This is a genomic window from Vreelandella sp. DA03-1M, assembly GCF_055725665.1.
This window is the reverse complement of record NZ_CM146798.1, coordinates 3,002,503-3,017,602: the sequence shown is the minus strand read 5'-3', so window position 1 is coordinate 3,017,602 and position 15,100 is coordinate 3,002,503. Positions and strand designations below refer to the sequence as shown.

General features: G+C 54.0%; 11 protein-coding genes and 3 tRNA genes. 10 read left to right on the top strand and 4 right to left on the bottom strand.

The window, feature by feature from the left end; translation table 11 throughout:
- Positions 1-141: 141 nt before the first annotated feature.
- The 5 genes from ACXUPB_RS14175 (at position 142) to ACXUPB_RS14155 (ending at position 8,592) form a co-directional block, all read left to right on the top strand.
- On the top strand, positions 142-2,163 hold the full coding sequence (locus tag ACXUPB_RS14175) for an NADPH-dependent 2,4-dienoyl-CoA reductase (protein WP_350359380.1): 2,022 nt from the start codon (positions 142-144) through the stop codon (positions 2,161-2,163).
- A 191-nt stretch (positions 2,164-2,354) separates the two neighbouring features.
- A complete protein-coding gene (locus tag ACXUPB_RS14170) occupies positions 2,355-3,401 on the top strand; it encodes a threonine aldolase family protein (protein WP_008958970.1) in 1,047 nt (348 codons plus the stop codon).
- A 294-nt stretch (positions 3,402-3,695) separates the two neighbouring features.
- Entirely contained in the window at positions 3,696-5,618 is a 1,923-nt protein-coding gene (locus tag ACXUPB_RS14165; protein WP_179915810.1) for a PrkA family serine protein kinase, read from the top strand.
- A gap of 62 nt (positions 5,619-5,680) precedes the next feature.
- Positions 5,681-6,967 carry a YeaH/YhbH family protein gene (locus ACXUPB_RS14160; RefSeq protein ID WP_008958972.1) on the top strand — a complete coding sequence of 429 codons (1,287 nt, stop codon included), beginning with the start codon at positions 5,681-5,683 and terminating at the stop codon, positions 6,965-6,967.
- Positions 6,968-7,020: 53 nt separating this feature from the next.
- Positions 7,021-8,592, top strand: coding sequence for a SpoVR family protein (locus tag ACXUPB_RS14155; protein ID WP_350359379.1), 1,572 nt, complete (start codon positions 7,021-7,023; stop codon positions 8,590-8,592).
- A gap of 112 nt (positions 8,593-8,704) precedes the next feature.
- Here ACXUPB_RS14155 and ACXUPB_RS14150 read toward each other — a convergent pair whose 3' ends face one another.
- A complete protein-coding gene (locus tag ACXUPB_RS14150; RefSeq protein ID WP_008958974.1) occupies positions 8,705-9,019 on the bottom strand; it encodes a high-potential iron-sulfur protein in 315 nt (104 codons plus the stop codon).
- A gap of 266 nt (positions 9,020-9,285) precedes the next feature.
- Between ACXUPB_RS14150 and ACXUPB_RS14145 the strand changes: the two genes are divergently transcribed.
- Positions 9,286-9,561 (top strand): Lrp/AsnC family transcriptional regulator, encoded by a 276-nt coding sequence (locus ACXUPB_RS14145; protein ID WP_008958975.1) that lies wholly within the window; start codon positions 9,286-9,288, stop codon positions 9,559-9,561.
- An 89-nt stretch (positions 9,562-9,650) separates the two neighbouring features.
- Entirely contained in the window at positions 9,651-10,511 is an 861-nt protein-coding gene (locus ACXUPB_RS14140; protein WP_350359656.1) for a DNA/RNA non-specific endonuclease, read from the top strand.
- 106 nt (positions 10,512-10,617) lie between these two features.
- Here ACXUPB_RS14140 and ACXUPB_RS14135 read toward each other — a convergent pair.
- From ACXUPB_RS14135 to ACXUPB_RS14125, 3 genes are all read right to left on the bottom strand, one after another.
- Positions 10,618-10,704, bottom strand: a tRNA-Leu gene (locus ACXUPB_RS14135).
- 60 nt (positions 10,705-10,764) lie between these two features.
- Positions 10,765-10,851, bottom strand: a tRNA-Leu gene (locus ACXUPB_RS14130).
- Between the two features lie 62 nt (positions 10,852-10,913).
- Positions 10,914-11,000, bottom strand: a tRNA-Leu gene (locus ACXUPB_RS14125).
- 249 nt (positions 11,001-11,249) lie between these two features.
- Here ACXUPB_RS14125 and rnr point away from each other — a divergent pair.
- The 3 genes from rnr (at position 11,250) to rpsF (ending at position 15,083) form a co-directional block, all read left to right on the top strand.
- Entirely contained in the window at positions 11,250-13,682 is a 2,433-nt protein-coding gene (rnr, locus tag ACXUPB_RS14120; protein ID WP_350359655.1) for a ribonuclease R, read from the top strand.
- Positions 13,683-13,684: 2 nt separating this feature from the next.
- Complete coding sequence (gene rlmB / locus ACXUPB_RS14115; RefSeq protein WP_101147805.1) at positions 13,685-14,470, top strand: 23S rRNA (guanosine(2251)-2'-O)-methyltransferase RlmB; 786 nt, start codon at positions 13,685-13,687, stop codon at positions 14,468-14,470.
- 235 nt (positions 14,471-14,705) lie between these two features.
- Positions 14,706-15,083: a 30S ribosomal protein S6 gene (gene rpsF, locus ACXUPB_RS14110; RefSeq protein ID WP_008958979.1), complete on the top strand. Its 378-nt coding sequence runs from the start codon at positions 14,706-14,708 to the stop codon at positions 15,081-15,083.
- The last annotated feature ends 17 nt before the right edge of the window (positions 15,084-15,100 follow it).

The window sequence follows — 15,100 nt, the reverse complement described above, 5'->3', positions numbered from 1 at the left end:
GCGCGCTGGGCAAGCGGTTGGCAAAAGATCGAGGGGCTAGATTGAAGGACTAGATCTAAGGGCTATACGTGATGCTCAGGATGTCATACGCTTGTTTGAATTTGCCTTGCAACGCTACTAATAAGATTCAGGAGACCCGTGATGACCCAGACGCCCGCCTATCCGCATCTTTTCCGACCGCTAACGATTGGTCATTTGACGCTGCCTAACCGCGTCTTAATGGGCTCGATGCACACCAATTTGGAAGAGGCGCCGAATGGCTTTGAACGGCTAGCCGCTTTCTATGCCGAGCGGGCGCGGGAGGGGGTTAGCCTGATTGTCACTGGCGGTATCGCCCCCAATGCAGAAGGCGCGGTTTTTCAGGGGGCCAATGCGCTTGTTGACGAAGCGCAACTGCCGGAGCACCGCCAAGTGGTTGATGCGGTGCACGCTGAAGGCGGCCACCTGTGTATGCAGATTCTGCACGCCGGACGCTACGCCTACTCACCGGATCTCGTAGCACCTTCGGCGATACAGGCCCCGATCAATCCGTTTATGCCACGGGCGCTAAGTAGCGACGAGGTGGAGCAGCAAATTGCCGACTACGTGCGCTGCGCGAGTCTGGCCCAGCAGGCAGGCTATGACGGCGTGGAGGTGATGGGGTCTGAAGGCTATCTGATTAATCAGTTTATTTGCCGACGCACCAATCAGCGCGAGGACGAGTGGGGTGGGGCGTTTGAAAACCGCATGCGCTTTGCCGTGGAGATTGTGCGTCGTGTACGCGAGGCGGTAGGTGAACGTTTCGTGATTATTTTCCGCCTCTCGATGATTGATCTGGTCGAAGAGGGCAGTACCTGGGAAGAGGTGGTTACCCTTGGGCAAGCGATTGAAGCTGCTGGTGCTAATGTCATTAATACCGGCATCGGTTGGCACGAAGCGCGGGTGCCCACGATTGTGACCAGCGTGCCACGAGCGGCCTTTACCGAGGTGACTAAGCGCATCAAGTCGGCGCTCTCGATTCCATTGATCACCACTAACCGCATCAACATGCCCGAGGTCGCCGAGCGGGTGCTGGCAGAGGGCCACGCCGACATGGTTTCCATGGCGCGGCCTTTTCTGGCTGATCCCGCCTGGGTGCGTAAAGCCCAGGAAGGTTTAGCAGACGAGATCAATACCTGCATCGCCTGTAACCAAGCCTGCCTGGATCACACCTTTGCCGGCAAGCTGACCTCCTGTTTGGTTAATCCTCGCGCCTGTCATGAAACCGAGCTGGTGATAGAGCCTGCGCAAACGAGTAAAAGAGTCGCGGTGGTTGGCGGCGGCCCGGCGGGGCTGGCAACGGCTGTGACAGCGGCCAGCCGCGGGCATAACGTGGTGCTGTTTGAGCAGCGCAGTGAGCTCGGCGGGCAGTTTAACTACGCACGTAGAATTCCTGGCAAAGAAGAGTTCAACGAAACCTTGCGCTACTACCGCGTAATGCTAGAGAAGTATTCGGTAGAGGTGCGCTTGAACACCACGGCAACCGCAGAAACGCTTGCCGATTTTGATGAAGTGGTGCTATCCACCGGCGTTCGACCCCGCGAACTAAGCCTGCCGGGCCACGACCATTCAAAGGTACTGAGCTACGCCGAGGCGATTGAGTCGCCCGAGAGGGTCGGGCGTAAAGTAGCCGTGATCGGCGCGGGGGGAATTGGGTTTGATGTCTCTGAGCTGCTGGCACACCAAGGACACCCCGCGTTGGATATTGCTGACTGGTGCGACGAATGGGGCGTTGATTTAGCAGTGGGCGAACGCGGCGGTTTAAAAACACCGACACCGCCAGACGTTCCCCGCGAGATCGTGATGCTGCAGCGTAAAAGCTCCAAACCGGGTAAAAACCTGGGTAAAACCACGGGCTGGGTGCACCGCGCCTCACTTAAAGCCCGCGGCGTCACCACGCTAACAGGCTGCGAATATCTCAAAATTGACGATGCCGGTTTGCATATCCGCCGTGATGATATCCATCAGGTACTGGAGGTAGATAGCGTGGTGGTGTGTGCAGGGCAAGAGTCAGTGCGTGACTTGTTGCCACCGCTGGAGCAGGCAGGGGTGGCGGTGCATATTATTGGCGGCGCCGATGAGGCTAGTGAGTTGGATGCCAAGCGGGCGATTGAGCAGGGCACCCGTTTAGCGGCAAGCTTGTAAAAAATCATATAAAAATGGCTTTATAAGGAAGGGCTTAAAAGCGCGGGTGACGTTAACCCATAAATGGCGATAGACTGAATGTCCTGTTATTAAGGGATTTCTTGGCCTGGCTATTAAGCATAGCTAGGCATTAAAGGCACTGGTGGCACCCAGCCTGTGCCGTAAGATCGCCAGATATAAGGACAACTGTCATGACCTCGGAGTGTAGCCCGCGTTTTTTAGCCAGTGATAACACCTCCGGTATTTGCCCGGAGGCGATGGAATATCTATTAGAAGCCAACCGCAGCGATGATTTGGCTTACGGTAACGATACCTGGACGGCCCGTGCCGCAGATCGCTTCCGCGAAATGTTTGACTATGACTGTGACGTCTTCTTCGTTTTCAACGGCACCGCTGCTAACTCACTGGCCCTTTCAGCGATGGGACGTAGCTACCACAGCGTTATTTGTCATGAGCTGGCGCATATCGAAACCGACGAGTGTGGTGGCCCGGAGTTCTTCTCCAACGGCGCAAAACTGCTGACCTCACCCGGCGCCAATGGCAAGCTTACCCCGGAAGGTATCGAGGCGCTGGTCACCAAGCGCAGCGATATTCACTACCCCAAACCCAAAGTGGTCTCGCTGACCCAAGCGACCGAAGTGGGCACGCTTTATTCCCGCGAAGAGCTGATGGCGATTCGCGCCATTGCTGATAAACATGACCTGCGGTTGCATATGGACGGTGCCCGCTTTGCCAACGCCTGTGCAAGTCTAAATGCCACCCCTGCCGAACTGACCTGGCAGGTGGGCGTGGATGCGCTGTGTTTTTCAGGTACCAAGAACGGTCTAGCGTTTGGCGAAGCGATCCTGTTTTTTAACCGTGAGTTAGCCGAAGATTTCTCCTACCGCTGCAAGCAGGCAGGCCAGCTGGCATCGAAAATGCGCTTTATCTCAGCGCCGTGGTTAGGGTTGTTAGAAAGCGGCGCCTGGTTAACCAATGCCCAACACGCCAATGCCATGGCGAGCTACCTCTCAGAAGGCCTGCAGGCGTTGCCGGGTGTCTCTCTTATGTTCCCTACCCAGGCCAACAGCGTTTTCGTTGAATTGCCACTCCCGGCAATTGAAGCGTTGAAAGCCAAAGGCTGGACCTTCTATACCTTTATTGGCGCTGGCGGTGCCCGATTTGTATGTGCCTGGAACACCACCGTTGAATTACTTGATGAGTTATTAGCGGATATTCGTGCCGTGCTTGAGCGTTAAGCGCGAAAACAGCACCTCTTTTGCCGCTGTTTAGTACCTGCCATCTAGTTACGCCGTTGCCCTGGCAGCGGCGTAACTGCTCTAGTGCACTCCCTTTCGTCGCCCGTTGCTTTATTTAACGCAACTAATCCCCTGAATAATTCTCTTAACTGTATCGCCGCTGCGTTGAAGGTTTTAGTCATCACTTTTTGCTAATGCTGACTACGCTAAAAAAAGCGACACCTCGTTTGGCACACCGTTGCGAAACACTTGGCTTGGCGGTGACTGCCTGGGGTTAGGCCACAGGAGAGTTCCATGAGCATCTTTGATCACGTTCAAGACCGATTTGCCCGCGTTCAGCAAGAAGACATGAGCCTTGAGGAGTACTTGGCGCTTTGTCGCCGTGACTCGAAGGTTTATGCCAGCGCCGCCGAGCGTATGCTGGAAGCCATAGGCGAACCTGAAGTGATCGACACGGCGAAAGACCCGCGTCTGTCACGCATTTTTTCCAACAAAGTGATTCGCCGCTACCCTGCCTTTGCAGAGTTCCACGGTATGGAGGAGGCTATCGAGCAAATCGTTGCCTACTTCCGCCATGCTGCCCAAGGGCTTGAAGAGCGCAAGCAGATCCTCTACCTGCTGGGGCCAGTGGGTGGCGGTAAGTCATCACTGGCAGAGCGCTTGAAGTTGCTGATGGAGCGCATCCCGTTCTATGCCATTAAGGGCTCGCCGGTTTATGAGTCGCCACTTGGCTTGTTCTCTCCCGAGGAGGATGGCGAGCTGTTAGAGAAAGAGTACGGTATTCCCCAGCGTTATCTGCGCAGCGTGATGTCGCCCTGGGCGGCGAAGCGGCTTAAAGAGTATGGCGGTGATATTTCCCAGTTTAGGGTGGTGCGCTTGTACCCCTCACGGTTGAATCAAATTGCCATTTCGAAAACCGAACCGGGCGATGAGAACAACCAGGATATCTCCTCGCTGGTGGGTAAGGTCGATATCCGCCAGTTGGAGCTTTACTCCCAGGACGACCCGGATGCCTATAGCTTCTCCGGTGGCTTATGCCGTGCCAACCAGGGGTTGATGGAGTTTGTGGAGATGTTCAAGGCGCCGATCAAGGTGCTGCATCCACTGCTCACCGCGACGCAGGAGGGCAACTACAACCCCACCGAAGGCATGGGAGCAATCCCCTTTGATGGGGTGATCCTGGCGCACTCTAACGAGTCTGAATGGCAGGCATTTCGCAATAACCGCAATAACGAAGCGTTTCTTGATCGGGTCTATATCGTCAAGGTGCCTTACTGCCTGCGGGTCTCCGAAGAGATCAAAATTTATCAAAAACTACTAGAGGACTCTTCACTAAACGCCGCGCCCTGCGCGCCGGATACGCTGCGCATGCTGGCGCAGTTCTCGGTGCTGTCACGGCTTAAAGCGCCAGAAAACTCCAATATATATTCCAAGATGCGCGTGTACGACGGTGAAAACCTGAAAGACACCGACCCGCGTGCCAAGTCGATCCAGGAGTATCGCGATGCGGCGGGGGTTGATGAAGGTATGCAAGGGCTCTCCACCCGTTTTGCCTTCAAGATTCTTTCCAAAGTGTTCAACTTTGATAGCACCGAAGTGGCCGCCAACCCGGTGCATCTACTTTATGTGCTGGAGCAGGCACTGGAGCGTGAACAGCTGCCCTCAGAAGTATTTGAACGCTACTTGGGCTTCATCAAAGAGTATATGGCGCCCCGCTACGTGGACTTTATTGGTAAGGAAATTCAAACCGCTTACCTCGAATCCTACAGCGAATATGGTCAAAACATCTTCGACCGCTATGTGACCTACGCTGATTTCTGGATACAGGATCAGGAGTACCGCGACCACGAAACCGGCGAGCTGCTAAACCGCCAGTCGTTAAACGAGGAGCTTGAGAAAATCGAAAAACCGGCGGGTATTTCAAACCCGAAAGACTTCCGCCATGAGGTGGTTAACTTTGTGCTGCGGGCGCGGGCGCAAAATAACGGCATGAATCCGAGCTGGCAGTCGTATGAAAAGCTGAAAGGCGTTATCGAACACAAAATGTTCGCCAACACCGAAGAGCTACTGCCGGTGATTTCGTTCAATGCCAAGGCCTCCCGGTCAGACCAGAAGAAGCATGAAGACTTTGTGGCGCGGATGGTGGATCGCGGCTACACCGAAAAACAGGTTCGATTACTGTCCGAGTGGTACCTGCGCGTGCGTAAGTCCCAGTAAGGGACGGATAGTTAAGGACTGTTGTTAAAACAGTGCTTAAGAAAAGCGTCTAAGGAGGTCGTATGACCTACTTTATTGATCGAAGGCCTAACGCTAAACATAAAAGCGCGGTGAACCGTCAGCGCTTTTTAGAGCGCTATCGCAAGCATATCAAGCGTTCGGTTGAAGAGGCCGTTAACCGCCGCTCCATTACTGATATGGAGCGCGGTGAAAAAATATCTATTCCGGCGAAGGATATCTCTGAGCCGGTGTTCCAGCATGGCCCGGGCGGGGCACGCAATATCGTCTCGCCAGGCAACAAAGAGTTTGTAGCGGGCGACAAAATACGCCGCCCTAGCGGGCAGGGCGGTGGCAGTGGTGCGGGGGAAGGCGGCGCCTCTAATCAGGGGGAAGGGGTGGATGAATTCGCCTTCACCCTCAGCCGCGAGGAGTTTCTGGAGTTTGTGTTTGACGGGCTCGAGTTACCCCACTTGCAGCGCAAACCGTTGAAGTCGCTGGAAGAGGTCAAAATGGTGCGGGCGGGATTGTCTAAAGATGGCGTGCCTTCCCGGATCAGCATTACCCGTTCGATGCGCGAAGCCTACGCTCGGCGCATTGCCATGCGCGCGCCGATTAAACGGGCACTTAAGGAAGCTCAGGAGGCCCTGGAAGCCGAAGAGCGTAAAGACCCGGTATTGCGTAACCCGGCCCGTATTGCCGAGCTGAAAACTGAAATCGAGCGTCTGGAAAAACGTATTGCCGGCGTGCCGTTCATTGATACCTATGACTTGCGTTATCACCAGTTAAGCGCCCAGCCGCAGCCTTCTAATCAGGCGGTCATGTTTTGTGTCATGGACGTTTCGGGGTCGATGACCCAGAACCATAAAGATATCGCTAAGCGCTTTTTCTTGCTGCTGTATCTGTTTTTGGAGAAACACTACGAAAAAGTCGAACTGGTGTTTGTGCGCCACCACACCGCTGCCCGGGAAGTTAGCGAGGAGGAGTTTTTTTACTCACGGGAAACCGGCGGCACGATTGTTTCCAGTGCGCTGAATCTGGTCAATAAGATCATTGAAAAGCGTTACCCAGTGGGGCAGTGGAATTTATATGTGGCCCAAGCCTCCGATGGCGATAACTGGGATGACGACTCGAATATTTGCCGCGACTTGCTGATCAAACAGCTAATGCCACAGTTGCAATACTACGCTTACGTTGAGATTACGCCCCACGACCATCAATCGCTGTGGCATGAGTATGCAAGTGTGGTCAAAGAATTTCCCGAACGCTTTGCCATGCGGCAAATTATAGAGGCGGGCGATATTTATCCGGTCTTTCGAGAGCTGTTCAAACGCCGCTTAAGCCAGTCCTAGTGGCCGTGTATAGAGGCTAGTGACCGTGTGACCGTGTAATAGAGGAGTGGGCTATGAGTGCGACCCGCAAGCGCAAGCCGATTGCCACCGGCTCCGATTGGAACTTCAACCTGCTGGAGCGCTTCGATGCGGAACTGGCAAGGCTCGCTGATGAGTATCGTCTGGATACTTATCCCAATCAGATAGAAGTGATCACCACGGAGCAGATGATGGATGCCTACGCCAGCGTGGGCATGCCGGTGGGCTACCACCACTGGTCATTCGGAAAGCAGTTTCTAGCCGTTGAGGGGGCTTACAAGCGCGGCCAGATGGGCCTGGCTTATGAGCTGGTCATTAACTCTGACCCTTGTATAGCCTACTTGATGGAAGAGAACACGCTGATGATGCAGGTGTTGGTTATGGCCCACGCCTGCTACGGTCATAACTCTTTTTTTAAAGGTAACTACCTGTTCCGTACTTGGACGGATGCCTCTTCTATTGTCGATTACTTGGTGTTTGCACGTAAGTATATCGCCCAGTGCGAAGAGCGCCACGGCGTGCAGGCTGTCGAGCAGCTGCTGGATGCTTGCCATGCGCTGCAAAACTACGGTGTTGACCGCTACAAACGCCCCTCACCGATTTCTGCAGAAGAGGAAGCGAAGCGCCAGGATGAGCGGGAAGCCTATCTACAAACCCAGGTTAATATGCTCTGGCGAACCATTCCCGAACCACCCACTGGGGAGTCTTCGCTGCCGGGTAGTTTGCACAATGCCAATGGCGATGACCCGTTAGGCTTACATAGCGGCGGGCTTTACCCTTCAGAGCCGCAGGAAAATCTGCTCTATTTTATTGAGAAAAACGCCCCGTTGCTGGCGCCTTGGCAGCGTGAGATTGTGCGAATTGTGCGCAAGCTGGCGCAGTATTTTTATCCCCAGCGGCAAACGCAGGTAATGAATGAGGGCTGGGCGTGCTTCTGGCACTACACGTTAATGAATCGACTCTACGACGACGGCAATGTCGATGAAGGGCTGATGCTGGAATTTTTGCAGTCCCACGCCGCTGTGATTAACCAGCCAGCCTTTGATAGCCCTCACTTTAGTGGGATTAACCCTTATGCGCTTGGTTTCGCGATTTTTATGGATATTAAGCGCATCTGCGAAAACCCTACCGACGAGGATCGTGAGTGGTTTCCAGATGTGGCGGGCACACCGTGGCGGGAAACGGTGGAGTTTGCGATGCGCAACTTTAAGGACGAGTCGTTTATTCAGCAGTTTCTGTCGCCGAAGGTGATGCGAGACCATAAGCTGTTTTTAGTAGTGGATGATGATCAGTTAGAGGCCCTTGAAGTAGCGGCGATACATAACGAACAGGGCTATCGCCAGGTTCGTGAAGCGCTCGCAACGCAATATGCGCTCTCCGTTCGCGAGCCCAACATTCAAGTGGTCGAGGCGGCGATTCGTGGGGACCGCTCATTAACGCTTCATCACGTGCAGGATAATCGCCGCCCGCTGGGGCGCAGCGTTTATCCGGTCATTCGCCATCTACAGCAGCTATGGGGTTTTCCGGTTCATCTGGTCTCAATGGAGGAGGGGCAAGTGACGCGACGTTTTCACTGGCCGGTTGAAGATGAGAGCCATGCTTCTTAAGCGCTCTTCGGTGAAAATCGGCTTTCTCAAAACAACCCTTTAAAAACAACTACCCCGCGCAAAGCGCGGGGTAGTTGTTAGTACAGCAGTATCCGCGTTAAACGGCAGCTGTTTAGGCTTGTGCAGTCCAAGACTGACACCAGCCCGCAGGCTCAACACTGTTCTCAGGAAACAGCTGGCAACCTTGTGTCTCTGCATTGAAGAACATGCAGTTATCGCAGCGCTCGCCCTCTTCATAAGCCGGGTGGTCGCTTGCTTCACTGGCGTCTTCGACGTAGTTAAGCGCTTGGGCGTTACTTGAGGAAGGATCAAGACGCGGCAGCTCTTGAGCGAAAGCAGTCTTGGAAAGAATACCTGCACCCAGCGGAAGGGCAGCGAGCCCTAACATGCTGTTGCGCATGAAGTCACGACGGCTCTTATTAGCCATGATTTCTCCTTATCGTCACGGTCTGACGTTTGGTCACGGTTGTTGGGTGGTGATCCACCTCTATTAGTGCTCCGAATAAACTTATAAGTCGGAGTTCTCTCTTACATGCTAGCGGATGTGCAAAGCTTGTGCGAATGCCTTGAGATGTACAGCGACAATTGGTCACGCTGTCGCTGGGTGCTGCGCTCGCTTCCTAGTCGCTGCTATACTCTGCGCAGCTTAAAGACGACATTTTGTTGCCATTATTTTCTCTTGAGGGGCACGCCATGCAAAACGCAGTCATTTTAATCAATACTGATAAAGGCCAAGTGAAAGCCGTGGCCGAGCGCTTAGCTGATGTAGAAGGCATTAGTGAAGTTTATTCTACCTGTGGCCGCTACGACTTGGTGGCGATTGCCCGTACTCGCGATTTTGAAAGCTTGGCTGAGCTGGTAACGGAGCGCTTAAATGCCGTAGAAGGTATCAGCGATACAGAAACCCTGAATGCCATGCAGGTGCACTCCCGCCACGATCTTGAAACGATGTTTTCACTAGGCTGGTAATTGGGGCCGCGTTTATCGCCACGATGGTAGTAGCTTTAAGCGAGATAAAACGATAGGCGCTCGTCAGCGCTAACCAGGGAGTAAGAGTGTTGGGAACATCGCTTTCGAGCTGGCGTCGGCAGGGGCGACGCTTGGGTATTGCCGTGCTGTTTGTTGCTGTTGGTACGGGGCTGTGGGAATTTCAAGAGCGCCAGCATAAAGATGCTTATACGTGGATGGGGGTGCCTACCTGGGAGGAGTTTCGCCCTACTACGATTCACCGTGTATTGCGCAACGACGGCTATTTAGTTGGCTGGTCTGATGTGCGGGTTAATCCGCTCTGGGTAAGCTATCAGGTTGAAGCGGTAGACGATTCAAGCATTGGTTCCCGGCCAAATTTTCAAGCTGATTGGCGCACACTGTGGCCGGTAGGCACGGATAGCTACGCAGGCAGTGGTTACGACCGAGGCCATCTGGCGCCCAATTATGCGATTGCCGCTGTGCACGGTCGCAGCGCTCAAGTCGATACCTTCTTGATGAGTAATATGACCCCGCAGCGACCCCAACTCAATCGGCAGCTGTGGCAGCGTTTAGAAGAAGTCGTTATGGATCACTTTGCGCCGCGCTTTGATCGTTTGCAGGTGATTACTGGGCCGGTATTTCCTGAACGCTTTATGGATAACGTGTTTAATCGAGTAGGGCTGGTCGAAGTGCCCGAAGCGTTTTATAAGATCATCGTCGCCCCGCACAATGAAGTACCATTAGCGTTGGCATTTATCATGCCGCAAGACGTACGTGGCAATGAACCGCTGGATGATTACTTGGTAACCATTGACGATATAGAAGCACGCACTGGGCTTAACTTCTTCCCAGAGTTAACGACGGAAGTGGAGTCTGTGCTGGAAGGGGAGTTGCGTTTACAGGGGTGGGCACTTGAAGAAGTGGCGCGACGCCCAGGGCGATTTCAGTAAAGAGGAAGTGCTTTGAGAAAGGTACGGTACTTTAAGAAAAGCGAGTAAAACGGAGAGAATTAAAAGAGAAATACTAATATTGATGCGGACTGGCCCATGTAAGTCATGGTGCCCAGGAGAGGACTTGAACCTCCACGTCCATACGGACACTAGCACCTGAAGCTAGCGCGTCTACCAATTCCGCCACCTGGGCGCATCATTTGAAGCGTAGTCGATAAACTCAAACTTTAACCACTTGCCGTTTGTGTTCGTATGGTGCCCAGGAGAGGACTTGAACCTCCACGTCCATACAGACACTAGCACCTGAAGCTAGCGCGTCTACCAATTCCGCCACCTGGGCGAACACAAACCTTAACTGCCTGCACCGTACTGCTTATATAAAGAGATGGTATAAAAGCAGTTTGGTGCCCAGAAGAGGACTTGAACCTCCACGTCCATACGGACACTAGCACCTGAAGCTAGCGCGTCTACCAATTCCGCCATCTGGGCAATTGGCGCGTATAATACCGGGGTGATGGTTAAATGCAAGACCCCTTATGCGCTTTTTATAAAGCTAATTGTATAAACAACGTCTAAGACGGTTGGGTGATTGAACGTGCAGCGCTATACTGCGCCTATGACTAAACAAAATCCTATTCATTTCAGCTTTTCAAACACTGAAATATCCCGCCCGCAACGCACTGCGTATGCGCTTTTTTTATGCCTCTCGCAAATGACGCCATTAAGGATGTTGCTCGTATGAAGTATTGGACGTTAAGTGATGATCCGCACGCCGAGCGCGAGGCGCATAAATATGGTAACCCAGCGCCGAGCCGGGAGTATTTGCTTGCTGCCTTAGAAACGTATGGCAAGCCGATTACCCATGAAAATATGAGCCGCCTGCTGGGTCTGGAAGACGAAGAGCTGATCGAAGCTGTCCGTCGCCGTTTGGCGGCGATGGAGCGCGATGGTCAAGTGCTGCGCGACCGCCGAGGTGCCTATGCGTTGATCGACAAGCTCGATCTGGTCAAAGGCAAAGTGCTTGGCCATCGTGATGGTTTTGGTTTCCTGCTGCGTGATGATGGTAAAAAGCCTGATTTGGTGCTACCGCCTCGTCAAATGCGGCGCGTTTTTCACGGCGACCATGTGTTGGCACGCGTTAGCGGGCGTGATCGTCGTGGTCGTGATGAAGCGACCATTGCCGATGTGATTGCGCGTAACACCCAGACTATCGTCGGTGTTTACCGTAGTAATACCCCTGAGTTTGGCATTCTAATACCGGAAAACCCGCGTATTACTCAGGAAGTGATTATTCCGCATAGCGCCTGCGGTGGCGCTAAAGATGGCCAGGTGATCTCGGCCAAGATCGTTCAGCAGCCAGCCACCCGTGTACAGCCGGTAGGCGAAGTAATCGAAGTGCTGGGTGAGCGTATGGACCCCGGTATGGAAATTGATATTGCGATTCGCAGTTACGATATTCCTGCAGAGTTCCCGCCTGAAGTGCTCGATCAGATCGCCGGTATTTCAGCGGAAGTGCTGGAAGAGGATAAGCAGCACCGCGTCGATCTGCGGGATGTACCGCTAGTCACTATCGATGATGAGTCTGCCAAAGACTTTGACGATGCGGTGTGTGCCTGGAAGACCAAATCCGGTAGTTGGAAACTGCTTGTCGCCATCGCGGATGTTTCACACTATGTGCGTCCTGGCACGCCGTTAGATGATGAAGGCCGCACTCGGGGTAACTCGGTCTACTTCCCTGGCCAAGTCGTTCCCATGCTGCCGGAACTGCTGTCTAACGGGCTCTGTTCGCTGAATCCCCATGTGGATCGCTTGGTGCTGGTGTGCGAGATGAATATTTCGCAAACCGGTGCGATTAGCCGATACCGCTTCTACGAAGCCGTCATGAATTCCCATGCTCGCCTGACCTATAACAAGGTGGCGGCGATTCTTGACGAGAAGAGCGAAGAGGGCGAGGCGCTACGGACGGAGCACAGCGAACTAGTTAAGCCGCTGAAAAATCTGGAAGAGCTTTACTACTTGTTGCGCGAAGCGCGCGCTGAGCGTGGTGCGATCGATTTTGATACCACTGAAACGGCGATCATCTTTAATGATGAGCGTAAAATCGAGAAAATCGTTCCGCGTAGCCGTAACAACGCGCACAAGTTAATTGAAGAGTGCATGTTGGCAGCCAATGTGGCGACCGCGCGCTTCCTGGATAAGCATGACCTGCCGGCGCTTTACCGTATTCACGAACGGCCGACACCTGAGCGGCTTGATAAACTGCGCCTGTTCTTGAACGAGTTAGGCCTTGCAGTCGGCGGCGGCGATATGCCCACTCCGCAGGATTACCAGGCACTTCGTGAAACGATTGCCGACCGCCCTGACTTCGATATCATTCAGACGGTCATGCTGCGCTCAATGAATCAGGCGGTCTATTCGCCGCAAAACGAAGGTCACTTCGGCTTGGCCTACCAGGCCTACGCCCACTTTACCTCGCCGATCCGCCGCTATCCTGATCTGCTGGTTCACCGCGCTATTCGTTCGGTGATTCGCGGTCCGCGCCAGACCAATACGGTGCTGCGCGTTGAGGGATCTCCGGTTGAACCGCCGAGCAAGTGGTGCCCATATACCTTCGAGCAGATGCTCGAGCTGGGTGAACACTGCTCGATGACGGAGCGTCGCGCCGACGAAGCCACCCGTGATGTCGAGAGCTGGCTGAAGTGCGAGTTCATGTCCGACAAGCTGGGCGAAATGTTCGAAGGTACTATCGCTTCGGTCACTCAGTTCGGTCTCTTTGTTCGTCTGGATGAGTTCTTTGTGGAAGGCTTGGTGCATGTGACGTCGCTGCCTTCGGATTACTATCACTACGAAGCTGAGAAGCACCGCCTGAAAGGTGAGCGTACCGGCACCACTTACCGCTTGGGCGATGGCCTTACCGTTCAAGTGGCGCGGGTCGATATGGACGATCGTAAGATTGACTTCGGCCTGGGGGATGAAAAACCCCGCCCACGCCGTCAGCCGCGTAAGAGCCGCGGTGGGGAAGGGGGCGCTGGTGCCAAAACAGGTGGTGCGAAAACAGGTAGTGCCAAAGCCTCTGGTGATAAACCATCCAGTAGCGAGAAACCCACTACGCGTCGCGGTCCACGCCGCACACGGAACGGCCCACGCAAACCATCACCGAATAAGGGCTGAGCATGAAGTCAGCGTCTTCACGGCGGGGTCCCAAGACCCCTGATGGGCTAGATCAGGTTTATGGTGTTCATGCACTGCAAAGCCTGCTAGATAGAGGTGAGGCACCCCGTGAATTGTGGGTGCAGCAGGGGGCGGGGAGCCGCTTGAAAGAGTTGGTCGCCCACGCTCAGTCGCATGGCGCTCGTGTGAAAGAGCAACCCCGCGATTTGCTTGATCAGCTAACCCAGGGGGCTGCCCACCAAGGGGTAGTCGCGTTTTGTCCGCCGCTAACTCCCGAGGGCGAAGAGTCGCTCTGGCTTAAGCTGCGTGCTTGGCCCTCGAATACACCGCCACTGTTGCTGATTTTGGATGGCGTGACGGATGTGCATAACTTCGGTGCCTGCCTGCGCAGCGCGGATGCCGCCGGTGCGCACGGGGTGATCGTGGCGAAGGACAAGGCCGCACCGCTCAATGCCACCGTGCGCAAAGTTGCCTGTGGTGCCGCCGAGGTGGTGCCTGTTTATCAAGTGACTAACCTGGCGCGTACGCTTGCCAAGCTAAAAGATGCCGGTGTCTGGATAACCGGTACGGCAGGTGAGGCTGAGGCCAGCGTCTTTGATATTGACATGACGGGCCCTACTGCGCTGGTGATGGGGGCGGAAGGGAAAGGCATGCGGCGGTTAACGCGCGAAGCGTGCGATAACCTTGCCAAGTTACCGATGGCAGGGGAGGTTTCTAGCCTCAATGTGTCAGTAGCTACCGGTATCTGTTTGTTTGAAGCTGTCCGACAGCGCCAGCTTGCAAGTTAACCGCCGTACTACTAAGATACACGCGCCCGTTTGTCTGCAAGCGGGCGTTAGCTGTGAGAATTAGTAATTGAAACTGTTGTTGAAAACAGTTGTTGAAATAAAAGTTCTGTTTGATGCCCCGGTAGCCGTTTAATGCGGTGGCGGAGCACTTCAGTTAACTCCTTGCTTCCTTGTCGTCGTTTACTGCCTTTAGCAGTAGCACACAACGGAAGCTGTCAAACCGCAAGGAGATCCTATGCGTCATTACGAAATCGTGTTTATGGTCCACCCGGATCAAAGCGAGCAGGTGCCGGCGATGGTTGAGCGCTACACCAGCATCGTTACTGAAAACAGCGGCACTGTGCACCGTCTAGAAGATTGGGGTCGTCGTCACTTGGCTTACCCGATCAACAAGATCCACAAAGCCCACTACGTGCTGATGAATGTCGAATGTAACGGCGAGACTCTCGATGAAATCGAGAATATCTTCCGTTACAACGACGCCATTATCCGCAGCCTGGTTGTTCGCTGCAAAGAAGCTGTTACTGAAGCTTCCCCGATGATGAAGCCGGCAGAAGAAAAACGTCCGCGTCGCGAAGAAAAACCGCGCGCTGAAGAAGAAGAAACTGCCTGATTTTATTCACTGCACGT